Source organism: Deltaproteobacteria bacterium, from assembly GCA_016874755.1.
Classification (GTDB): domain Bacteria; phylum Desulfobacterota; class Binatia; order UBA9968; family UBA9968; genus DP-20.
In genome coordinates, this window is sequence record VGTH01000004.1 from 25,311 (window position 1) to 47,739 (window position 22,429).

The following is a 22,429-nucleotide window of genomic DNA, read 5'->3' on the forward strand; positions in this document are numbered from 1 at the left end:
TTTCCGGTAATAGATGGGGCAAGCTGATCCGAGTTGTCTCGGTTAGCGTCGAGCAAAGTGCCGATTTCCCGGCGCATTTTTATTTTCTTGACAGTTTTCTGAACGATGCTTAACTTCCTGGGCGCAGGAGTTAAGTATGCGTCTTGATAAACTAACCACCAAATCTCAAGAAGCGTTGCAGCAGGCGCAAACGCTGGCCGAAAAGCGAAACCATCAGGCCATCGACGTTGAGCACCTGCTCTTTGCCTTGCTTGGTCAAAAAGATGGCGTTGTGCTATCGCTCCTACAAAAACTGGGCGTTGCGGTTGGTTCAATTGTCGAGCGGCTGCAAAAAGGACTCGACAAATTGCCGCAGGTTACCGGTGCGGCCGGCCAGACCTATATTACGCCGCGGTTAAAAAAGGTCATCGAAGGAGCCGAAGCCGAAGCGGAAGCCCTGAAAGACGATTACGTCTCCACCGAGCACCTGCTGCTCGCCATGATCCAAGACAGCGGCGAAACCGGCCGCATGCTCAAAGATTTGGGCACGTCGCGCGATAAAATTCTCAATGCGCTGGTGAGCATCCGCGGCGCCCAGCGCATCACCGATCCCAACCCTGAAGAAAAATATCAATCATTGGAAAAATATGGCCGCGACCTGACCGATCTTGCTCGCAAAGGCAAGCTCGATCCGGTGATCGGCCGCGACGATGAAATTCGCCGCGTCATTCAGGTGCTGTCACGGCGCACGAAGAATAATCCCGTGCTCATCGGCGAGCCCGGCGTCGGCAAGACCGCCATCGTCGAGGGGCTGGCGCTGCGCATCGTCAATGGCGATGTCCCCGAAGGTCTCAAAGACAAAAAGCTCATCGCCCTCGACTTGGGCGCGCTGGTGGCCGGTGCCAAGTTCCGCGGCGAATTCGAAGATCGTTTGAAAGCGGTTCTGAAAGAGGTCACCGAAGCCAGTGGCCAAATCATTCTTTTCATCGATGAGCTGCACACGCTGGTGGGCGCGGGAGCGGCCGAAGGCGCCATGGATGCGTCCAACATGTTGAAGCCGGCGCTGGCGCGCGGCGAGCTGCGCTGCGTCGGTGCGACGACGTTGGATGAGTACCGCAAGCGCGTCGAAAAAGATCCGGCGCTAGAGCGGCGCTTCCAGCAAGTCTACGTCGGCGAACCGTCGGTGGAAGATACCATCGCGATCCTACGCGGCTTGAAAGAGCGCTACGAAGTCCATCACGGCGTACGCATCACCGACCCAGCGATCATCGGCGCCGCGACGCTGTCGCATCGCTATATCAGCGATCGTTTTTTGCCCGACAAGGCGATCGATCTGATCGACGAGGCGGCGTCGCGTTTGCGAATTGAGATCGACAGCATGCCGATCGAGATCGACGAAGTCGAACGCAAGATCATGCAGCTGGAGATCGAGCGGCAGGCACTCAAACGCGAGCAGGACAAAGCTTCGCTGGAGCGTTTGGCGCAGCTCGAGCGGGAAATTGAAAATTTGAAAGAGACTTCCAGCGGCTTGAAAGCGCGCTGGCAGAACGAGAAGAAATCGATCCAGAGCCTTCGCGAACTTAAGGAAAAAATCGAAGCGACCAAGGTCGAAGAGCAGCAAGCGCAGCGCAAGGGCGACTTGAACAAAGCCGCCGAGCTGCGCTACGGCACGCTGACCCAGCTGCAAAAGGAGCTGGAAAACGCCAATGCTAAACTAGCTGAGCTGCAAAAAGATCAAAAGATGCTCAAGGAAGAGGTTGACGCCGAGGACGTCGCTGAAGTGGTGGCCAAGTGGACGGGCATCCCGGTGTCGAAAATGCTCGAAGGCGAAATTCAAAAGCTGCTGCGCATGGAAGATCGCCTGAAAGTGCGAGTGGTCGGCCAAGACAGCGCAATTCACGCGGTCGCCAACGCGGTGCGGCGCGCGCGCGCCGGCTTGCAAGATGAAAATCGCCCGATCGGCTCGTTTATCTTCCTGGGCCCCACCGGCGTCGGCAAAACCGAGTTGTGCCGGGCGCTGGCGGAGTTTCTCTTCGACGACGAGCAAGCGACGGTGCGCCTGGATATGTCCGAGTTTATGGAAAAGCACTCGGTGTCGCGCCTGATCGGCGCCCCTCCGGGATACGTCGGCTACGACGAAGGCGGTTACTTGACCGAAGCCGTGCGGCGCCGGCCCTATTCAGTGGTCTTGTTCGATGAAATCGAAAAAGCCCACCCGGATGTGTTCAACGCACTATTGCAAGTGTTGGAAGACGGCCGCATGACCGACGGCCAAGGCCGCACCGTGGATTTCAAAAACACGGTGATCATCATGACCTCCAACCTGGGCAGCCACCACATTCAAGAATTGGCGCACCGGGACCACAAGGAGATGGAACGGCGCGTCACCGAAGCGCTGCGCGAAGCGTTCAAGCCGGAATTTTTGAACCGCATCGATGAAACGATCATCTTCAACAACTTGGGCCGCGAGGAGATCAAGTTAATCGTCGACCTCCAGTTGAAACGGCTGCGGCACAATTTGGCCGGGCGCAAGATTGCCTTGGCGGTGAGCGAGTCTGCCAAAGCGTTGATTGCCGACAAAGGCTACGATCCGATTTACGGCGCGCGGCCGCTGAAACGAACCATCCAGCGATTAATTCAAGATCCGCTGGCGGTCAAGATTCTTGAAGGAGAATTCAAAGAAGGCGATGTCGTGCGCATCGACAGCGACGGCGAGTCGCTAGAATTTGCGCACGGCACGGCGGATGAGGCAAGCGACAGCGCCGAAGCAAGGACGCTGCATTGAACGCCCGCGTGAAGAAAGTGCCGGTCGGCTTGGCGCGGGTGCGCCGCCGAGCAAGGCATTCAAAGACAAGCATAAGGAGAGCCGCAAACACGCCGAGGAAAGCCTGCGCGCCGAGCTAAAACAATCACCGAAATCGTAGCAAGCAGCTCCGCTTTCAGCTATCTTAGCAGAGGGGGCAGTCGGGCCAACCGACATGCCCCCTCTGCTTTTTTGCATGGCCGATGCCGTTTTAGATGAATGTGAGAACCGATCCTTCGGACAAGCGGCGCTCGCGCTTGATCTTGCTCAGCGTCTGCACCGGTCAAGCGCTGGTCGGCCTCGACCAGCGCTCGATTGCGATTGCGCTGCCCACCCTGGCCAACACTTTCCAGAGTGCTTTTACCACCATCCAATGGACCGTGCTCGTCTACGATCTCGTGCTCATTGGCCTGATCATTACGATGGGCCGCCTGGGCGATCTTTTTGGCCGGCGCCGGTTTTACACCTCGGGTTTCGTTATCTTCGTTGTTGCCGCGGCGATCTGCGGTCAAGCGCAAACCACCGGACAGTTGATTTTCTTTCGCGCCCTGCAAGCGATCGGCGGCGCGATGATTGCGGCCAACGGCCGCGCCATCGTCTCGGTCAATCTGCCGCTGGCGGAACGGGGGCACGCCTTGGGTCTAACTTCCACGGCGTTTCACATTGGCTTTCTAACCGGCCCTTCGCTCGGTGGATTTCTCATCGACACGATCGGTTGGCGCTGGATATTTTACATTAACCTACCATTCAGTTTGTTTGGCGCTTATCTCGCATGGAAAGTGGTGCCGGAGACGCGAGCGGAAGCGAAACCGACCGTCGACGTCGCTGGCGCGCTGCTGCTGCTGTTGACCAACAGTCTGTTCATTTATGCCATCGATCAACTGCCGCGCGTGGGCTGGCGCCATCCGCTGTTCTTGAGCTGCCTAGCATGCGCGTTGGTTTCATTGTTGATTCTCCTGCGCGTGGAAGCCAAAGCGGTATCGCCCATCTTGCACCTGTCGATGTTTCGCGCCCGCAGTTTCTCGGCGGGAATTTTAAGCCTGTTTGTGTTGGCCGCAACGCTTTCGGCGATCAATTTTCTCTTGCCGTTCTACTTGCAAAATTTGCTCGGCTATTCGGCTTCCCAGGCCGGCTGGATCGTGGTGGCGGATTCGGTGATCATCATGATCATGGCGCCCATCGCAGGCGCGCTTTCGGACCGCTTGGGCTCGCGCCTGCTCTGTACCGTGGGCTGTGCGCTGATCGCGGCTGCGCAACTTTTTCTTGCGACCTTGAGCCTGAGCGCGCCGGTATTCGTCATTATTTTGCCGTTGATTCTGTGGGGCATCGGCTGGTCGCTGTTTAACGCGCCCAATCAAAGCTCGATTTTGGGATCCACCGCGCCTGACAAGATGGGCGCCGCGGCCGGCATGATTTCCACCACGGCGCGCACTGGCGGCGCCATCGGCGTGGCGCTTTCCTCGACCTTGTTCGGCTACCTGGTTTCAGCGGCCAGTCTAACCAGCAGCCAATTCAATTCGCCGGAGAGCTGGCGCGCCGCACCGGCGGTTTTCGGCCACGCATTTTCGGTTACCATCGGGGTGCTTGGTTGTTTTACCCTCATTGCGGTTTTGGCTTCGGCCGTGCGACCGGCGCGGCGACACGCATAACAACATTGGCTTGACAGTGGTTGGCGGACTTTCTTACTCTTCGGGCAGCTACTGTCGACGGGAGGCACAATGAGCCTGACACACACTCTATTCGGCTTAATTGCGATGTGGATGATTTTTGCAGAGGGCACGCTGCACTCGGGGCCGATGCACGCGGCCGAAGCGCCGAGCGCGCGCATCGTCTACAACGCGCTCGGCGGTTCGATGGCGCCGCTCTGGCTCGGCCAGGAACTCGGTCCGTTCTCCAAACATGGTCTGCAGCATAGCCTGAACTACCTCTTTCAAAGCGATGGGTAAATTCTGGAAGACTGATAACCGGCAAACCTTGGAAAGCATTTACGACGACGACGGCAGCGCCCTCAGAAAGTACCGTTGATGACCAAGCAGGAGGTTCAAGCGGTGCTGGAAGTCGTGAAGAGTCCGAAAGGGGTGCGCGCCAAGCCGGAGGTGTTTTACGACCATTCGTTTGTGCAGAAGATCGAAGCGTCGGGATTTATCGATGGGCTTTACAAAAAATAGCCTTCGTGACCCGTGCTCGTGACTCGTGCTCGTATTCGGAGCGCAGGCGAGCACGATTAACGAATCACGATCCGGAAACCACGAGCACGAGCCACGAACTCGAGCACCGTCCCCATGCCCTGGTACCTCCACATCGACATGGACGCTTTCTATGCGTCCGTCGAGCAAGTGCTCGATCCGAGCTTGAAAGGCAAGCCGGTGATTGTCGGCGGCCGCAATGGCCGCGGTGTGGTGACCTCGGCGTCCTACGAAGCGCGCAAATTTGGCGTGCACTCCGCGATGCCCGGTTTCCGTGCCAAGGAACTGTGCCCGCAGGGGATATTTTTACCCAATCGCAGAAAGACCTACTCTGAATTTTCGCAGCGGGTTTTTGCCATCCTCGAACAATATTCGCCGAAGGTGCAGGCGATTTCGATCGACGAAGGCATCGTCGATCTTACCGGCACCGAAAAACTCTTCGGCCCGCCGCTGAAGACCGCGGACACGATCATCAAGCGCGTCGAAAAGGAGCTCGGGTTGCCCTCTTCCGGCGGCGTATCGACCCATCGCACGATTGCCAAGATCGCCGCGACGCTGGCAAAACCGCATGGCTTGATCTTCGTGCCCGCTGGAACCGAGAAGGATTTTCTGACACCACTGGAAGTCAAAATGATTCCTGGCATTGGACCGAAGACGCAGGCGAGCCTGCTGCAGCGCGGCATCAAGACGATTGGCGACCTATTTCTGAAACCTGATTTGGCACAGCGATTCTTGAATCTCGATCACGCCGAGGAGCGGCATCGTCATCATGACCATTCGGTCGGCAATGAAACCACATTGGAGAAGCCGCTCAACCAAATTGCCCAGATGGAAGAGGTGCTCTGGGAACTGGTCGAGGAGGTCGGCGGCCGGCTGCGCAAAGACGATTTGTATGCGCGCTGCTTGACGGTAAAGATTCGCTACAGCAATTTTCAAACGATCACCCGCTCGCGCACGCTGGCGGCACCCACCTGCTTCGATCGCGAGATTTTCGCCGTTGTCAGTGAACTGCTGCGCAATAATGTTGCCAAAGGCCGGCCGGTGCGTTTGCTGGGTGTCAGCGCCAGCTCGCTGCAAAGCTCCGGCTGGCAAGAGCCGCTGCTCAATCGCGACAAACGGCAATCGTTGGAGAAGCTGTACCACGGCATCGATGCGCTGCGGCAAAAGTATGGCGAAGATTCGGTGGGCGCGGCGACACCGCGCAAACGTGGTTGATTTTGCGAGCGAAGCTCCGTAGTCTTTCGTTACTCTCCTATGGCAAACCTGGCACCGTCCTCGCATCCGTTCTTAGCTGCCTGTCGCCGTGAACCTACTGCTTACACGCCCGTATGGCTGATGCGCCAAGCAGGGCGCTACATGGAAGAATATCGCAAGCTGCGCGCGCAGTACGGTTTTTTAGAGCTCTGCAAAAAGCCCGAGCTTGCCACTGAGATTACCGTTACGCCGGTGGAACGGCTCAAGGTCGACGCGGCGATTCTCTTTGCCGATATCTTGCTGATTCTTGAACCGATGGGCGTCGGTTTGGAGTATTCTAAGGGCGACGGACCGGTGATTCACCATCCGGTGCGCAGCGGCAAAGACGTCGACGCGCTGAAGGAGTTCAACGTCGAAAAGGAGCTGGCGTACGTCTACGAAGCCGTCAAGCAGATCTGCAAAGAACTCAAGGGTAAAGTGCCGTTGATCGGTTTTGCCGGCGCACCGTTTACGTTGGCGTCGTACTTGATCGAAGGCAGCGGCTCGCGCAATTACATTCATACCAAAAAGCTCTTCTACACGGCGCCTGAAGCCTGGAAGCGTTTGATGGAGCGGCTGGCGCAGGTCATTGGCGATTATTTGAATTGTCAAATCGCCGCCGGTGCGCAGGTCGTTCAACTCTTCGATAGTTGGGCCGGCTGCTTGGCGCCGAGTGACTACGAGCAGTTCGTTATGCCGTATACGAAGATGGTGATCGGCGCAGTGACGCCGGGAATCCCGGTGGTCAACTTTAGCACCGGCACTACCGGTGCGTTGAAACATTTGCGCGCCGCGGGCGGCGATGTCATCGGCCTCGACTGGCGCGTCCACCTCGACGAAGGCTGGGCGATGGTCGGCCATGATGTCGCCGTGCAAGGCAACCTCGATCCCGTGGCACTGTTTGCGCCGCCCAAGGAAATCCGCAGCCGCGTTGGCGAAGTCTTGAAGCGCGCCGGTGGCCGGCCCGGACATATCTTCAATCTCGGTCACGGGGTTTTGCCGGAGACGCCGGTGGAGCATGTGGTCACGATGGTCGAAGCCGTGCATGAGTTGAGCGCAAAGTGAGGATTGGAGCGTTGGAGTAGTGGAGTGATTTTCTCTTACGACGCCATCCTGCTGATCGCCTTTGGCGGCCCCACTTGCCCTGAAGAAATTCGTCCTTTTCTTGCTCGCGTGACTGCCGGGATAGCGATTCCTCCGGCGCGCTTGGAAGAAGTCGCGCACCACTATGAAGCGGTTGGCGGTAAGTCGCCGCTCAATGAAATCACTCTGCGCCAAGCTGCGGCGCTGCAAAAAGAGTTTAGTCAAGAAAAACTCGCGGTCTATGTCGGCATGCGCAACGCGGCGCCATTTTTTGTCGACATATTAAAAGAGATGAAAAATAACGGTGTGCAGCGCGCCCTCGGCTTGATACTCTCTTCCCATCGCAGCGAAGCGAGCTGGGAGCGCTATCAGAAGAATATCGCCGATGCGCAGGCGGAGCTCGACGGCGCGCCGGCAATTGACTACTGCGACGGTTGGCACGATCATCCCTTGTTTATTGATTGTTGGGCGGAATTGATCGGCGCGGCCATGACAGGTGTCGCGCAGCGCGGTGAACCCGCGCTAATTTTCACGGCGCACAGTTTGCCGACGTCCATGGCGGCGCGCTCGCCCTACGTCGAGCAGTTGCAAACCACCGCGCGCTTAGTCGTGGCTAGGCTCGGGATCGCAAACTGGAATCTTGCCTACCAAAGCCGCAGCGGCCGTCCGTCGGACCCCTGGTTGGAGCCGGATGTTGGCGATGTCATTCGGCGACACGCAGCGCAGGGTATCAAACAAGTATTCGTCGCTCCGATCGGCTTTGTATGCGACCATGTCGAAGTGCTTTATGATCTCGATATCGAAGCGAAAAAAATCGCGAATGATTTAGCCATTGAAATGATCCGCGTCAGTTGCCCGAACGATCACCCAACATTCGTCCGAATGATGGCCAGTGTAGTCCGAAGCAATTCCGAGCAGAAAAATAACTGACTATTTTCCATGCGCAAACGGTGGCACGCACATCTATGAAACACATCGTCGTTATCGGCGGGGGCATCGCCGGGCTCGCCGCTGCGCACCACGTAGTCGAACTGCGCAAAGAGCTGTCACTGGATAGTGAGGTGACTTTGCTGGAGGCTTCCGACAGGTTAGGCGGCACGATTGCCACCGAGCGGGTCGGCGAATTCCTCCTCGAAGCGGGTCCGGATTCCTTCATCACGGAGAAGCCGCAGGCGCTCATGCTTTGCCAAAGGCTGGGGCTTACGCCACGTTTGGTTTCGACGATCAGCGACAACCAGAAAATCTACATTGTACGCGGCGGTAAGTTGAAACCTTTGCCGGAGGGCTTTTTCCTGCTGGCGCCGACGCGCTTTCTGCCGTTTCTCAAAACGCCGCTGTTTTCTTGGGGCGGAAAGCTGCGGATGGCGGCAGAACTGTTCTTGCCGCGGCGGCGCGCCGACGGCGACGAGAGTTTAGGTTCGTTCGTGCGCCGGCGTTTCGGCGATGAAGCTTTGGAGCGCGTCGCGCAGCCATTGGTTGGTGGTATTTATGCTTCGGATCCCGACCGTCTTAGCCTGAGCGCCACCATGCCACGGTTCAAAGAAATGGAGCGCGAGCATCGCAGCGTGATCTACGCGATGTGGGCGGCGCAGCGCGCCCGCGCCGGTGCGCGCCAGGCCGGCAGCGGCGCGCGCTGGAGCTTGTTTGTCACGCTCGCCAACGGCCTTGAGGAGCTGGTTGGTGCTTTGGCGCAGCGGCTGCCGGAGAGCGCCGTTCGGTTGCGCAGCGGCGCGAAGAGTCTGACGCGGAACTTTGCCAACACAAACTGGGAGATTACCTTAGAGAACGATGAAGTTCTGAGCGCCGACGCAGTCATTCTCGCTACGCCAGCTTATCGCGCCGGGGAAATCCTGCGGCTCACCTCCAACGATGCGAGCAGAGAGCTAGCGCAGTTGTCCTACGCTTCGACCGCGATCATCAGTCTGGCCTATCGGAGCGCTGACTTTCCCCAGGTTCCCAAGAGCTTCGGTTTCGTGGTGCCCGTCGCGGAGAAACGCAAGATCATGGCTTGCACGTTCAGCAGCCTGAAGTACCCTGGGCGAGCGCCCGCCGATCACATTTTATTGCGCGCGTTTGTCGGCGGCACTTTGCAAGCGGAACTTTACCGGCAGAACGACAGCGCCATCGAAATTGACGTGCGCGATGAAATCGCCAGTCTGCTGCGCGTGACCGCGGTGCCGGTGCTTTCGCGAGTATGGCGCCATCCCAATTCGATGCCGCAGTACAATATCGGCCACGACGAACGGGTAAAAAAAATCGAGGGTGCGCTCGCCAATTTTCCAACGCTGGCCTTAGCGGGAAGCGCTTACCATGGCGTGGGCATCTCCGATTGCGTGCGCACCGGCGAAGAGGCGGCGCAAAAAGTCGTCGAGCAGCTTTCGAAGTCCTGAGTAATCTTGCGCCGCAGCAGTCTTGCTCTTCTTGACGCCGACAGCGCAACCGGATTATCACTGCACTGAATGATCGAGCTTGTGGCGCGTCAAGGAGAAGTTTATGGTCATCATTGATTCCCAAGTGCATATTTGGGCGCCGGAAACGCCGGAAAAGCCTTACGCCAAAGAAAACGCTTCAGCGCCACATCGGGCGATCCCTCTGGGGCACGACGAACTTTTGCGCGAGATGGACGGTGCCGGGGTGTCGCGCTGTATTCTCGTGCCGCCGACCTGGGAAGCTGACCGCAACGACACGTCGCTGGAAGCGGCGCGGCTCCATCCCGATCGTTTCCGCGTCATGGGCAAACTCGCCTTGAACAATCCTAAAGGCCGCGAGCTGATGGCGACCTGGAAACAGCAGCCTTATATGCTCGGCATTCGCATGGTTTTTAACCGCGGCGAGTCGGCCAAGTGGCTGACCGACGGCACCGCGGACTGGTTCTGGCGGGAAGCTGAGCGCTATGACATCCCCGTGATGACTTTGGCGCAAGGACAGGTGCCGAAGCTGGGCGAGATTGCCGAGCGCCATCCCGGCCTGCGCCTCATCGTCGATCACATGGGGTTGAATTCGGTTCTGCGCGGCAAACCGCTCGGCCCATCGGTCGACGACGTCGTCAAACTCGCGCGCCACAAGAACGTTGCTGTAAAAGTTTCGGCGCTGCCCTGCTACGTCGACGAACCCTATCCTTTTCCAACGCTGCATCCGCTGGTCCGCCGCGTCGTCGATGGCTTCGGCCCGCAGCGCTGTTTTTGGGGCACTGACCTGTCGCATCTGCCGTGTCCTTACAAGCAGGTGGTGACTTTGTTTACCGAAGAGATGAAGTCGCTTTCCGTCAGCGAACTGGAATGGATTATGGGCCGGGGTATCGCCGAATGGCTCGGTTGGCCGCTGTAAAATTGAAACTCTCGGCTCCATACGGCCTCTGGGTAACTACCCTTGCAGCGATCGTGCTAGCGCGCGCCCCGCAGGGCATCGCCGCAATCGACGTCGTCGCGAAAGCAGCCATCGTCATGGACGCCGGTAGCGGCAAAGTTCTCTGGCAAAAGAATCACCAACTACCACTGGCTCCGGCGAGCACTGCGAAGGTGTTAACGGCACTAGTTGTCTTAGAGCGAAACCGTCTCGCGGATATCGTCGAGACGCCCAAAGTCGCGACAAAAACCAGCGGCGCTAGAATTCCCCTGGAAGCAGGCGAACGGCTGAGCGTTGAACAATTGTTGTTTGGCATGTTGCTCGGCTCCGGCAACGACGCGGCAATCGCTTTGGCGCAGCACAGCGGCGGCTCGGTCAACAAGTTTGTTGGGTTGATGAACGGTAAGGCAAAAGCGCTCGGTGCGAAGCGGTCCAAGTTTTTCAACCCGACGGGGCTGCCGGAGAAAGGCCAGCTCAGTACGGCGTTCGATCTTGCGCTTATCACCAAGGCGGCGCTGATGAACGGCGATTTCCGCCGCATTGTCGCGACCAAGTCGTTTGCTTGGAAAAGCGCGGACCACCACGGCGAGTTGAAGAACCGTAACCGTTTGCTCGACGATTTTCCCGGCGCCATTGGCGTCAAGACCGGCAGCACGGCGGAGGCCGGCTTCTGTTTGGTGGCCGCCGCTGAGCGAAAGGAACAAAGAATCATTGCCGTGATACTAAAAAGCGGTGAGCACGCGGTATGGCAAGACGCCAAGTTACTACTCGGTCATGGATTTATGCTGACGACACGCTAGCCCGGATTATTCATCGCTGCGACGCGATCGAAGTGAAACTCTTCCGGAGCGAAGGCAACAGATATCCGCTTCGATGCCGCCCTGTAGGGGCGACCGGCGGTCGCCCTTCGACCGAGCTCAGGGCGAACGGACCGGAGGTTGACATCGCTGGGGCAAATCCGTTCATGCTGCCTGGCGAAGCGTGCTTACGAATCTTGCAGAAGTCTGCTCGATCGTTTGTGCAAGAGTTTGGCAAAGTGATAATCAGAAGACGCGAAAAGGAGCGTTACGATGAAGATTGTCAATCGCGATCTCACAACTGAAAAAGATGGCGTGCCAGGTTATCTGGCTCACCCCGACCGCAAAGAGCCGGGGCCCGGCGTGTTGATCGTGCATCACCATTATGGCTGCACGGGTAACATGAAAGTGAACGTTTGTAACTTTGCTAAGCTTGGCTACAGCACCTATGTTCCTGACCTCTACAAAATGTTGAATATCGCCGACGGTGTGCACGAGGCACAGAAGAAAACCACTGATGGGCAGTTTATTGAGATTCTTGGCAAGGCCTGGCGTTATCTGACGACACGTCCCGAGGTCGATGCAAAACGTTGTGCGGTGGTCGGCTATTGCATGGGCGGGCGCATCGGCATTCATTTCGCTGCGGCAACGCCAAGCGTGCGCGGCTTTGTCGGATTCTATCCTTCAGTGCGCGACGAAGGGCCGAGCCAGCTACGGCCGCGCCATCCCAACGACGCCGTCAAAGATTTCAAATGCGCTTCGCAAATTTTTCTTGGCGGCAACGATCACGTCGCGACGATTCCGGTGCAGCAAAAACTGATGGCCGCGTTCCAAGCCAACGGCCAGCCGCTCGACTGGCACTATTTCCACCGCGCCGGTCACGGCTTCGCGATGGCGGATGGCGACTGCTATGACCCGCCCTTGGCGGAGCAGTCGTGGTCGCTGATGGCGAATTTTCTAGCGCGGGAGCTGGGCAGCGAATGAGTGATCGATGCCTATGCCTATGAGGAGACGAAAAAGGAGTACCAGAAACTATTGCTCTGTCAGTTCGATGTTGAAGATCATCCAGGCCGAAAAATGACTAAGTCGACACCAACAACCATCGCCGATCCCTGGGATCATCATGATTGGAGCTCCCAGGCCTACGCCAAAGAGTGGGCGGCGCGTCAGGATGCGAGCCAACCGCACCGCGACGCGGCGTTTGACGTGCTGGCCAAGACTCTACCGTTTGCCAAGAGCGCCAGGATCAAGATCCTCGATATCGGCACGGGTTACGGCGCGCTGGCGGGCTATCTGCTGCGTCACTTCAAGAACGGCCAGGCGGTCTGCCAAGATGGTTCAGCCGAAATGCTGGCGCTCGCCCGCGAGCATCTGGTCCCCTTCGAGGCGCGTGTCAAGTTCGTGCGCAGCGATTTGAGCGGGCCCGGTTGGAGCAAAAAGCTCAAAGCACCTTTCGATGCGGTGGTTTCGTCGATTGCGATCCACAACGTGCGCGCGCACGGCACCATCCAAAGAATCTACGCGGACAGCTTCGCGCTGCTCAAACCGGGCGGCTGCTTTCTCAACCTCGACCGCATGCGGCCGTCGGTGGAAGAGCAGCTCCAATGGCTGCGCGCCGCCGGCTTCGTCGACGTCAAGCGATTCTGGGACGGCGGCAAAAGGGCGCTCGTCGGTGGGTTCAAGCGTTAACGGCCGGCGGCAATTGCAGCTCAGCCCCTCCTTTTGATTGCGCATGTGCTTACGAGCTAAAAGCGTACTTCACTCCTTCCCAATTCCGCCGCCACTCGGCTGAGTAACGACGAACGGCAAAACTAAAGAAGAAAAAGCAGCCCGATTCAATATAAGACGACTAACGAAAAATATCGTTTGCTTTGGAGCAGCCGTAAATCGTCTCGATTTCTGGTGTATAAGGATCGCTCCCAACGAACGCGCAGTCAACGCCAACAGACAATCGTTAGCCAGCGCGGGTAGTTTACTTTTAAGAGCGGGTCGCTCGCGCAGAAGCTGCGCCAATATCAGCCCGGCGTATTTCCAGTGGCTGTGATGCGGGGTGACGATTCGACTGACTTTCTCGAACGGCCGGTACAGGAGTTCAACGCGCGCTTTGCCAGCGGCTGACGGTGCCCCAGCCAGCAGCTCTTGAATTACCACGGAGCTAAAATAAATGCCCGGCGCCGCTTTGGTGTAAAGATCCCGAATGACCGGAAGTGTGGCGCCGCTTTGAATGAGATCGATCTACAAATCTGTATCGATCAGATGTTTCGCCATTAGAAAAGCTTTTCCACTCCGCCTTTACCCGCGACTTTCCCGAGAAACTTGAGAATATCCTCCCTGAAGACGACAAGGTCCAGAGCCGAATCGATGGCCTCGGTTTCGGTCTTGGCCCGTAATATCGAGCGCACCCGGCGAATTTTTTTTTCGTCCAAATAACAATTCTTGCGCTCCAAATGGGTTTTCATTGCTACTCCCGTACAGATCAAAGCTAATTACCTATGTGGGGTTCAACCGAAGACCAAATCACGCTCGATGGACGAAGTGCGACTTATTCTTAACGATCTTGCTCCGCCCGCTGTTTTGCCGTGGCTCGTCAGAGTGGACAGATTAAGACCAAAAACGACGCAGGTCGAAAGACAATTGCTTGTGGTGTTTGATCGCGACCAGATAGATTCTTTTCTTTCTTACCAAATAGAGCAATACGTAATCGTCAAACCCAAACTCGCGCAGATCGTCGCCCGTCGCAAAGTTTTCTCTTGAGTCGGCGAATCAGAACTTGGCTATCCCGCGATCCTTCATGGTGCGCGAAAAACGACATCCCGGACAACGGGAATTGAGACAAGATCGGGCAAATGTCATCGAAGAGCCGTTCGAGAAAACGCTCAAATGCTTGTCGTCGGACCTCCGTCAGGAATGTTTTGATTTCGTCGAGGTTCGCGGTGAAATTTCGCGTCGCGAATATCGAAAAGCTATCGGCCATAGCGGGCTTTGAGCTTCGCCAGACTCAAAACTTTTCCAGCATTCACGTCGTCGATGCCTTTGGCGGCCTCGTTGAGCAAGCTAAGGTGCACGTGTTCGCGCTCCAGCCGATGGTAGTAATCTAGCCGTTCCGCGTCGATGAGCGCCGCGCAACTTTCCCCATTTTTTGTAAGAATTTTCTCCCCATGCTCGCGCTGAACCTGCGCGCACAACTCGGTGAGCTTCGCCCGCGCCTTGGTTAATGAGATGATATCGTTTGAGGAAATCGCCATAAGTACCCCCGATTCGGCAGTCTGGATAATGTACAGAATTCTGTCAATGCAAACGTTTAAAAGGCATCTCTCTGCCACTCGGCCCGGCATCTGGCTTGAGTCAAGTCGTTGGGATGTGAATACCACAGAGGTACTTTGGTTGACGAGCAGGGCCGATCGGCGTTATGGGTCGCGCATGCCGAAGCTGCGCCGACTGACCATCGTTTCGCTGCAGCCAGAACGCCTGGCGCAGTTTTATCAGGAAGTCTTCGAGATGCGGCGAGTGGCAAATCCCAGGGGCGAGGCGATTTATCTGAGTGACGGTTATTTCAACCTGACAATCATTCCCAACCGTGCCGAAGGGAAAGCGAGCGGGTTGAATCACATCGGCTTCGATGTCAGCCCGGCCGAAGCGGCAAGCGTCCTGGGCCGGTTCGAGCATTGGGGCCTTGCGACTCCCGGCTCCCGTGAAGGCGGGCGCTCCTTTGCCGATCTTCGCGGCACCGATCCCGATGGCAACAACATGGATATCTCCACACACGGGTTTCCAACCGGGTAAGCTGATTGGTTCGGCTTTGAGAGCTTTGGAGTTTGTCAACTTAGTCAAGGATGTCCTGGCTGCATGATCCGCGTGTGGATCGCGGCGGGAACCGGCACTTGACCGCAAACGCCGTAGAGTGATTACCGGCGGGAAAGCATTGGCGGACACATGGATCGCATGGTAAATTACATCTGGAAAAAATTGAAACGGAGAGTCGCGCATGCAACTAAATATTCCCCCTGACCTTGAAAAGCTCATCAATAAGAGGCTTTCCAGTGGTGCCTATAGCAATGCCGAAGACGTGCTGCGCCGGGCACTTGAAGCTCAAAATTCTGAGGAAAGTTGGACTGAAGAGGAACGCCGCATCCTATCGGCCCACATTGAGGAAGGTTATATTGAGGCTGCACATGGTGATCTCATCGAAGGCGATCAGGTCCGGCGCGACATCCGCGAAATGAAAGAGAATTGGCGTTCGACTAAGCGATGAGCGATTATGTTCTGACGCCCCTTGCCAAGGCAGACATCTTCGAAATTTGGTCGTACATCGCTCGTGACAACGAAGAAGCCGCTGACCGAGTAGAAAGTGCAATCTACGACGCTTGCGCAGAGGCTGCGCAAGCTCCATTGCGCGGCCATACTCGGCCCGACCTTACGCCCCGCCCGTTCGTTTCTGGACACTCGACCGTTATCCAAACTATGCCGTCGTCTACCGGCCGGGTTATTGGCGTTGGTAGTAGACGACCAGTAGAAATTCGCAGCTGTTGCCCTCTCCGCTTGTTCCCGGGGCCGGCACAGTGGCCGGCGCAACGGACCCGGATGCCTGGCTCCGCCGTAGCAGAAAAAGACACCCTTGAGCCTTGGCCCCACTACAGAGCCTTAGCGTTCGCCTGTTTTCAGGCGGGAGAGGGACCCGGTGATCATGGCGCGCTCGGCGCAGCTAGCCCTGAAGGCATCGCCCGGCGATTCTGACCATGGTCAAGGTAGGCGAAACATTCTTCGAGATGCTGCACGGTGTGGTAGAACCGCCCGGCTTCGCTGTAGCTCGCGAGCAAGCGCTCAACCATTTCAGTCTTTGGTGCTAAGCCGAGCTCTTGCCAGTTTTGATTCCACGGCTCACGTAAGTTCATATCGATCAAGATTTCACACCGCTTGCCCGGCGGCCCAGCCGGACGACCACGCCCATTGGAAGTTAAAACCGCCGAGTTGGCCCGTCACATCGACGACCTCACCGACGAAGTATAATCCCGGGACGAGCTTCGATTCCATGGTTGTCGACGACAGATCGTCGGTGTCGACGCCGCCCAAGGTTACTTCGGCGGTGCGGTAGCCCTCGGCTTCGAGCGGCGTGAATTTCCAGTGCTGTATTTGCTCACAGATGCCGCGCAACTCACTCTGCTGATATTGGCGCAGCGGTCGGCTGCCCAATTCGATTTCGCACAGCCGCTGTGCCAGCCGTTTGGTGAGGAATTCGCCGAGGACGGTTTTCAACTCGGCATCCGGCCTTACTGCTTGGCGCTTTTTCAGCCAATCGTTCGCGTCCGTTAACGGCAAAAAATTCACAATCAACGCATCGCCCGTCTGCCAGTAAGATGATATTTGCAAGATTGCCGGGCCGCTGAGGCCGCGATGGGTGAACAACATTGCGTTGGAAAAACTCCGCCTGCGGCATTCCACTTGAACCGGTACGGAAACCCCAGAGAGGTCGCGGTAACGCACCATATCGTCCGGCCCGAAAACAAGCGGCACAAGCCCGGCGCGGGGCGGCACGATGCGGTGCCCGAATTTTTTCGCCAGCTCGTAACCGTAAGCCGTCGCGCCCATCTTTGGCACTGACAAACCGCCCGTCGCGATGACTAGCGACCCTGTCTGAACCGATCCGCGGGAGGTTTTCAAAGCAAATCCGCCGCCGGCAGGCTCGACATTTGTCACTTTACAATCGGTCATGATCCGCGCGCCGGCTTGGCGGCATTCATCGGTTAACATTTTCACAATGGACTTCGCCGATTGGTCGCAGAACAACTGGCCCAACTCTTTTTCATGGTAGGCGATACCGTGGCGTTCGACCAAGTTAATGAAATCAGCTTGGGTGTAGCGCGCCAGCGCCGACTTGCAGAAATGCGGATTTTTGGAAATGAAGTTTTCTGGCGCGGTGTGCAGATTGGTAAAATTACAACGGCCACCGCCGGATATGAGAATTTTTTTGCCGACTCGATCGCAGTGTTCAATGACCAGCACGCGCCGGGCCCGTTTGCCGGCTTCGAGGGCGCACATCAAGCCGGCGGCGCCGCCGCCGATCACGACCACATTGAATTGACTCATCGAGCCAGAAGCAGCTACTCCGCGCCAAACGGATTATCGATGATAAAGCGCCAGGTGCCGTCGCTTTGCCGGCGGATGACTTCGATGCTGTTGCCGCGCAATTCGACCGGTTTGCCGTCAGCGCCGGTGCCGTTAACCTGCCATTTGCCGCGAATCAGCGCTGTGTCACCCGACTCCATGATAAAGACTGGATCGAGGCGGATAGTCCCTTTGAGCGCGAGAAACTGTTGCAAAGCCGCGCCGACGGCTGCAATGCCGCTAACCGTCACGCCCGGCTGCGGAGCAAAAGTTGCGCTTGGCTCGAACAGAGCAAGAAGCGCTTCGGCATCGCCCGCGTTGAACGCTTCGATGAACCGAGGATACATCTCCGCAGGCCGTGTCACCGTCATAGGCTTCTCTCCGGCACTAAATGATACCTTTCTCCTTCAGCTCGGCGATTTGCAGATCGCTATAACCCAGTGACTTCAGATATTCGGCGTTGTGCTCGCCCAGCTCGGGCGGCGGCAGCGGGTGCGGATTTTTTGTTTCACTATAGATATTCGGAAACGCCACGGTGCGAATGTTCGGCTTGTCTTGGCGCTCCAGCGTGATTTCCAAGCCCATGTGCTTGATCTGCGGATCCTGAAAAACTTCCTGCATGTTGTAGACCGGCGTGTGCGGCACGTCCTCGGCTTCGAGCCGCGCCATCCAGTGGGCGCGCGTGTTTTGTTTGAAGAATTCGCCGAAGGTCTTCGCCAGCTCATCGTAGTTCTTGCGCCGGTTGGGGCGCGTTGAGAAACGCGCATCGTCTATCAGCTCCGGATGGCCCGCAGCATTGCACAACCCTTTCCAGAACTTCTGCGGCGATGATAAGTGAATCGCAAACATGGCGCCGTCCGAAGCGGTAAATGCATAGGTCTGCGACTGCATCGGCCGGGTGTACGGCCCGGGAATTTTGCCGGTGGCGAGAGAGTCAGTAGCCGGCGCAATCAAGAATGCCAAAATCGAACCGGCCATGGTCGTATCGACCTGCTGGCCTCTGCCTGTTTTGGCGCGCGCGGCGATGGCGCCGAGCACGCCGATCGTTGCAAACATGCCGCTCAAGCTATCTGCATAGTTCGGGCCGATGGGCTTGGGATTCTGCGCATCCATCAAAAGACTCAGCATTCCGCCTAAACCTTGGCCGACGGTGTCGTATGCCGGCCGTTTGACGTAAGGGCCGCTCGGCCCGGTGCCGGTGATGGATAGATAGATCACTCCAGGATTGGTTTTGCTCACCGTGTCGCAGTCGATGCCGAGCCGTTTCATGACACCGGGGCGATAGTTGTCGAGCACGACATCCGCCTTGTTGGCGAGCTTCAAAAAGATTTCCTTTCCTTCGGGAGTCTGAAGATTAAGCGTGATGCTGCGCTTGCCGCGGTTGTAGGCCCAAAAATTCGGCTGATCGCCGCCCAAATCCCAACCGCGAAACGGGTCGCCGCCCTTGGGATTCTCGACCTTGATCACCTCCGCACCCATATCGGCGAGCAACATCGCACCGTAAGGCCCGGAAATAAAATTGCCCAACTCCAAAACTTTGATGCCGTCTAAACAACCGTTCATCGTCGTCTCCCGATAGGTAATTAATGCATTGCGAAAAAGTTATGCTGCACCCCGTTTAGTCTCAACCCGCACCATGATACCGGCCTGAGCCAGCATATTGATCAACTTGTCGACGCTAAACAGGCTAATCTCGCCTTTGAGCAAGTACCCTCTCCCCCTTCGGAGGCAGGTGCCGCAATTGTCATTCTGAGCCGAAGGCGAAGAATCTCTCCTTCTTAGGTAGCTGAGAAGGCGAGATTCCTCGGCGGACCTCGGAATGACAACTCCGGTTTTTCCGCATTGCGACACAGTCTCTGTTGGAGAAGGGTTAGATAACGCCCTTCTCTTTGAACTCCGCGATCTTCGCGCCGTCGTACCCGAGCGACTTCAAAAACTCTTCATTGTTCTCGCCCAACTCAGGCGGCGGCAGCGGAAATGCCGAAGGTGTGTCGCTGTAGGTCAGGGGAAACTTCACCGTGCGGATAGTTGGTTTCTCTTTGCGCTCGATCGAGATCTGCATGCCCATGTGCTGCACCTGTGGGTCGTCGAAGACTTCTTTCAAATTATAAACCGGTGTGTGCGGCACGTCGTTGGCCTCGAGCTGCTCAACCCAATGGGCGCGCGGCTTTTCTTTGAAGAACTCGGCAAAGACTCTGTTCAATTCATCGTAATTGGCGCGGCGGTCCGGCCGGGTCTTGAAACGCGGGTCTTCGATCATCTCCGGTCGGCCCACCGACTTGCACAGCCCCTCCCAAAACTTTTGTGGCGAGGATAGATGGATTGCCAACATCGCACCGTCCGAGCAGGCAAACGCATAAGTCTGTGACTGACGCGGCCTGGTGTACGGGCCGGGAATACGCCCGTGCGCCATCGTTTCAGTCGCAGGCGCCGCCAAAAATGCGAGGATCGAACCAACCATCGTTGCGTCAACCTGTTGGCCCTTGCCTGTACGGTTGCGCGCCATCAGCGCGCCGAGAATGCCCAGCGCGGAGAACATGCCGCTCAAGCAATCGGCGTACGCTGGCCCAACCGGTTTGGGATTTTTCGGGTCCATTAACACGCTCATCATGCCGCCCATGCCCTGGCCGACGGTATCATAAGCCGGTCGCTTCACATAGGGACCGGTTGGTCCGGTGCCAGTAATGGAGCAGCAAACAATTTTGGGATTGATCTTACTGAGCGAGTCAAAGTCGATGCCGAGCTTCTTGGTCACTCCGGGGCGGTAGTTGTCCATAACGACATCAGACTTTTTCACCAGCCCGTAAAAAACTTCCTTGCCTTCCGGCGTCTGCAAGTTCAATGTGATGCTCTTTTTGCCTTTGTTATAGGCCCAGAAGTTCGGCTGATCGCCGCCGAAGTCCCAGCCGCGAAATGGATCGCCGCCCTTAGGATTTTCGACTTTGATGACTTCCGCGCCGAGATCGGCCAGCAGCATCGCGCCGTAGGGCCCGGAGATGAAATTGCCCAATTCCAAAACTCGAATGCCTTCTAAACAACCAGCCATTTTTGTTCTCCCCTTTTTGAAATGTGAAATCTGAAATGCCGAGCAACCGCGAGGCTTGCCTATTGCCTTCGTCATCGGATATTTGAACTTTCATATCTCTCAACGCAGAGGAGAACAAGATGTCGACACCGCCGCCGGTAACTGACAAGTTGGCCCGCTTCGTCGCTGCAACCGATTACGCATCGATTCCGGAAAAAACCCTGGCCAATGCCAAAATGCACATTCTCGACACGCTCGGCGTTGCCCTGGCCGGAGTGTCAACACCCGTTGCCGAGATTGCAATCAACTATTGCAAAGGCCTGGGCGTGTCGCAGGAAGCGTCGGTCTGGGGCACTAAAGAGACAGCCTCGGTATCGACCGCGGCGTTCGCCAATGGTCTTCTGTCGCACGCGCTCGATTACGATGACTGGGACGCCTTCATTCACGTCGGCCACCCGAGCAGCATGATCGTCGGTGCGGCGCTGCCACTGGCGGAGCACCTCGGCGCATCGGGAAAAGAGTTTTTGAAAGCCTACGTGGTTGGCATGGAAGTCATTTGCAAAATCAGCGCGAACTCGCCCAATGTCCAAGAGCACGGCTTTCATAGCACGCCGATATTCGGCAGTTTGGGCGCGACCGTCGCATGCGCTAGCTTGCTCAAACTCGACGTCGACAAAATCAAAGCCGCCCTCGGTGTCGCCGCGTCGGGCTGTGGCGGCATCCATCGCCAACAGGGCTCGATGGTCAAGCCTTTTCACGCCGGCAATTCGGCGCGCAACGGCGCCGAAGCGGCGCTGTTAGCGAACAAAGGTTTCACCGCCGACGCGGCGATCTTCGAAGCGCCGCGCGGCTTTTGCGACACGTTTTTCGGCCCCGACACTTGCGACTACAACAAGATGATCGAGAACATCGGCAAGCCCTACTTCTTGGAATCGCCCGGCATCGGTCTTAAATGGCACCCGTGCAGCGCGCCGCAGTTCCTCGCCGCCGACGCAGCGCTGCATTTGAAACACGAACACAAGATCAATTTCGCCGACGTCGCGAAAATAGAAGTCAGCATCCCGCCCAAGCGCTACCAGCGCCACTACGCCGCCGAGGTGAAAACCGGGTTGCGCGGCAAGTTCGCTATCAACTATGTCGTGGCCCTGTGCTTTCTCGACGGCAAACTGGAAATAGCGACATTTACCGATGAGAAAGCCAACCGTCCCGAAGTGCAAGACGCCTTCAGCAGAGTAAAAGTGATCGTCGACGAGTCGATCCCCGAGCCTGGCCCGTACTGTCCAGTAAGCGTCGAATTGAAAAACGGCACGCGCCATAACTACACCGCCAAGATTGCCAAGGGGGACCCGCGCAATCCGATGAGCGAACTGGAAGTCACCAATAAATTTCTTAGTAATGCCAGCATGGCAATCGGCAAACCACGGGCTGAGAATGTAGCAAAAGCGGTGCGCGATTTAGAGAAGTGCGACGACAGCAAGAAACTCGTGAGCCTGCTCGCACCAGTATGATCTCAAGAACGAGGTTTTGGAGATGGCGTATGATGATGACGATATCAAGCGAGAAATAAAGCGGCAGCGAATCAAGAAAGATCGCGCTCCGATGAAGGAAAGGAAAGAAGCGGAGGCGAAAAGACGGCTGGGATCGGATATTCTGCTGCTGATAACTAGGATCGACGACCGCGCATTCTTTCTAAGACAGCTGGAAACGCTTACCGCCCGCTACGGGCTACATATCGGAGAGACGGAGAAGCTGAATGCCCTCCGGATTTACGATCAGTACCGGAAACGGAAGAGGTAGCCTTGGGTTTAGCAAGTTTCGCTGCAACCGACTTGTGAACTCGGTTAAGTCTTTTTCGGCGTTCCTTTTTTGGCAGTTT

Annotated in this window: 23 protein-coding genes; 16 read left to right on the forward strand and 7 right to left on the reverse strand. The window is 57.0% G+C overall.

The annotated features are described in order from the left end of the window. Positions 1-136 precede the first annotated feature (136 nt). The 11 genes from clpB to FJ145_03550 all read left to right on the forward strand — a co-directional run bounded on the left by clpB (position 137) and on the right by FJ145_03550 (position 13,115). Positions 137-2,764, forward strand: a complete 2,628-nt coding sequence (clpB, locus tag FJ145_03500) for an ATP-dependent chaperone ClpB (protein ID MBM4260487.1) — start codon at positions 137-139, stop codon at positions 2,762-2,764. Between the two features lie 233 nt (positions 2,765-2,997). Beyond that, the gene (locus FJ145_03505; protein MBM4260488.1) at positions 2,998-4,431 is read left to right on the forward strand and encodes an MFS transporter; all 1,434 of its coding nucleotides are present in this window, start codon (positions 2,998-3,000) and stop codon (positions 4,429-4,431) included. A 69-nt stretch (positions 4,432-4,500) separates the two neighbouring features. Beyond that, on the forward strand, positions 4,501-4,728 hold the full coding sequence (locus FJ145_03510; protein MBM4260489.1) for a hypothetical protein: 228 nt from the start codon (positions 4,501-4,503) through the stop codon (positions 4,726-4,728). Positions 4,729-5,064: 336 nt separating this feature from the next. Continuing rightward, positions 5,065-6,183 (forward strand): DNA polymerase IV, encoded by a 1,119-nt coding sequence (dinB, locus tag FJ145_03515; GenBank protein MBM4260490.1) that lies wholly within the window; start codon positions 5,065-5,067, stop codon positions 6,181-6,183. Between the two features lie 39 nt (positions 6,184-6,222). Beyond that, a complete protein-coding gene (gene hemE / locus FJ145_03520) occupies positions 6,223-7,266 on the forward strand; it encodes a uroporphyrinogen decarboxylase (protein ID MBM4260491.1) in 1,044 nt (347 codons plus the stop codon). Between the two features lie 3 nt (positions 7,267-7,269). Further along, positions 7,270-8,214 carry a ferrochelatase gene (gene hemH, locus FJ145_03525; protein MBM4260492.1) on the forward strand — a complete coding sequence of 315 codons (945 nt, stop codon included), beginning with the start codon at positions 7,270-7,272 and terminating at the stop codon, positions 8,212-8,214. A gap of 35 nt (positions 8,215-8,249) precedes the next feature. Further along, complete coding sequence (gene hemG / locus FJ145_03530; protein ID MBM4260493.1) at positions 8,250-9,674, forward strand: protoporphyrinogen oxidase; 1,425 nt, start codon at positions 8,250-8,252, stop codon at positions 9,672-9,674. A gap of 103 nt (positions 9,675-9,777) precedes the next feature. Continuing rightward, on the forward strand, positions 9,778-10,611 hold the full coding sequence (locus FJ145_03535; GenBank protein MBM4260494.1) for an amidohydrolase: 834 nt from the start codon (positions 9,778-9,780) through the stop codon (positions 10,609-10,611). Beyond that, positions 10,563-11,429: a D-alanyl-D-alanine carboxypeptidase gene (locus FJ145_03540; protein MBM4260495.1), complete on the forward strand. Its 867-nt coding sequence runs from the start codon at positions 10,563-10,565 to the stop codon at positions 11,427-11,429. The genes FJ145_03535 and FJ145_03540 overlap by 49 nt, the downstream gene beginning before the upstream one ends. Before the next feature lie 270 nt (positions 11,430-11,699). Continuing rightward, positions 11,700-12,410, forward strand: coding sequence for a dienelactone hydrolase family protein (locus FJ145_03545; GenBank protein MBM4260496.1), 711 nt, complete (start codon positions 11,700-11,702; stop codon positions 12,408-12,410). After that, positions 12,411-13,115: a class I SAM-dependent methyltransferase gene (locus FJ145_03550; protein ID MBM4260497.1), complete on the forward strand. Its 705-nt coding sequence runs from the start codon at positions 12,411-12,413 to the stop codon at positions 13,113-13,115. 578 nt (positions 13,116-13,693) lie between these two features. Here FJ145_03550 and FJ145_03555 read toward each other — a convergent pair. The 3 genes from FJ145_03555 to FJ145_03565 all read right to left on the reverse strand — a co-directional run bounded on the left by FJ145_03555 (position 13,694) and on the right by FJ145_03565 (position 14,671). Next, complete coding sequence (locus tag FJ145_03555; protein MBM4260498.1) at positions 13,694-13,885, reverse strand: hypothetical protein; 192 nt, start codon at positions 13,883-13,885, stop codon at positions 13,694-13,696. A gap of 142 nt (positions 13,886-14,027) precedes the next feature. Further along, positions 14,028-14,150: a hypothetical protein gene (locus FJ145_03560; protein ID MBM4260499.1), complete on the reverse strand. Its 123-nt coding sequence runs from the start codon at positions 14,148-14,150 to the stop codon at positions 14,028-14,030. A gap of 239 nt (positions 14,151-14,389) precedes the next feature. Next, positions 14,390-14,671 (reverse strand): type II toxin-antitoxin system Phd/YefM family antitoxin, encoded by a 282-nt coding sequence (locus FJ145_03565; GenBank protein ID MBM4260500.1) that lies wholly within the window; start codon positions 14,669-14,671, stop codon positions 14,390-14,392. A gap of 139 nt (positions 14,672-14,810) precedes the next feature. On the opposite strand from FJ145_03565, the gene FJ145_03570 reads away from it, so the two are divergent. The 3 genes from FJ145_03570 to FJ145_03580 all read left to right on the forward strand — a co-directional run bounded on the left by FJ145_03570 (position 14,811) and on the right by FJ145_03580 (position 16,160). After that, the gene (locus tag FJ145_03570) at positions 14,811-15,209 is read left to right on the forward strand and encodes a VOC family protein (protein ID MBM4260501.1); all 399 of its coding nucleotides are present in this window, start codon (positions 14,811-14,813) and stop codon (positions 15,207-15,209) included. A 202-nt stretch (positions 15,210-15,411) separates the two neighbouring features. Beyond that, on the forward strand, positions 15,412-15,678 hold the full coding sequence (locus tag FJ145_03575; protein ID MBM4260502.1) for a hypothetical protein: 267 nt from the start codon (positions 15,412-15,414) through the stop codon (positions 15,676-15,678). Continuing rightward, the gene (locus FJ145_03580) at positions 15,675-16,160 is read left to right on the forward strand and encodes a type II toxin-antitoxin system RelE/ParE family toxin (GenBank protein MBM4260503.1); all 486 of its coding nucleotides are present in this window, start codon (positions 15,675-15,677) and stop codon (positions 16,158-16,160) included. The genes FJ145_03575 and FJ145_03580 overlap by 4 nt, the downstream gene beginning before the upstream one ends. A gap of 171 nt (positions 16,161-16,331) precedes the next feature. On the opposite strand, the gene FJ145_03585 is transcribed toward FJ145_03580, so the two are convergent. The 4 genes from FJ145_03585 to FJ145_03600 form a co-directional block, all read right to left on the reverse strand. Beyond that, positions 16,332-17,510 (reverse strand): NAD(P)/FAD-dependent oxidoreductase, encoded by a 1,179-nt coding sequence (locus tag FJ145_03585; protein MBM4260504.1) that lies wholly within the window; start codon positions 17,508-17,510, stop codon positions 16,332-16,334. 14 nt (positions 17,511-17,524) lie between these two features. Then, positions 17,525-17,899, reverse strand: coding sequence for a DUF4440 domain-containing protein (locus tag FJ145_03590; GenBank protein ID MBM4260505.1), 375 nt, complete (start codon positions 17,897-17,899; stop codon positions 17,525-17,527). 16 nt (positions 17,900-17,915) lie between these two features. Continuing rightward, positions 17,916-19,091 (reverse strand): CoA transferase, encoded by a 1,176-nt coding sequence (locus tag FJ145_03595; protein MBM4260506.1) that lies wholly within the window; start codon positions 19,089-19,091, stop codon positions 17,916-17,918. A gap of 307 nt (positions 19,092-19,398) precedes the next feature. Further along, positions 19,399-20,649: a CoA transferase gene (locus FJ145_03600; GenBank protein MBM4260507.1), complete on the reverse strand. Its 1,251-nt coding sequence runs from the start codon at positions 20,647-20,649 to the stop codon at positions 19,399-19,401. A gap of 44 nt (positions 20,650-20,693) precedes the next feature. Between FJ145_03600 and FJ145_03605 the strand changes: the two genes are divergently transcribed. After that, positions 20,694-22,061, forward strand: coding sequence for an MmgE/PrpD family protein (locus tag FJ145_03605; protein ID MBM4260508.1), 1,368 nt, complete (start codon positions 20,694-20,696; stop codon positions 22,059-22,061). Positions 22,062-22,083: 22 nt separating this feature from the next. Beyond that, on the forward strand, positions 22,084-22,350 hold the full coding sequence (locus FJ145_03610) for a hypothetical protein (protein MBM4260509.1): 267 nt from the start codon (positions 22,084-22,086) through the stop codon (positions 22,348-22,350). Positions 22,351-22,429: the final 79 nt, after the last annotated feature.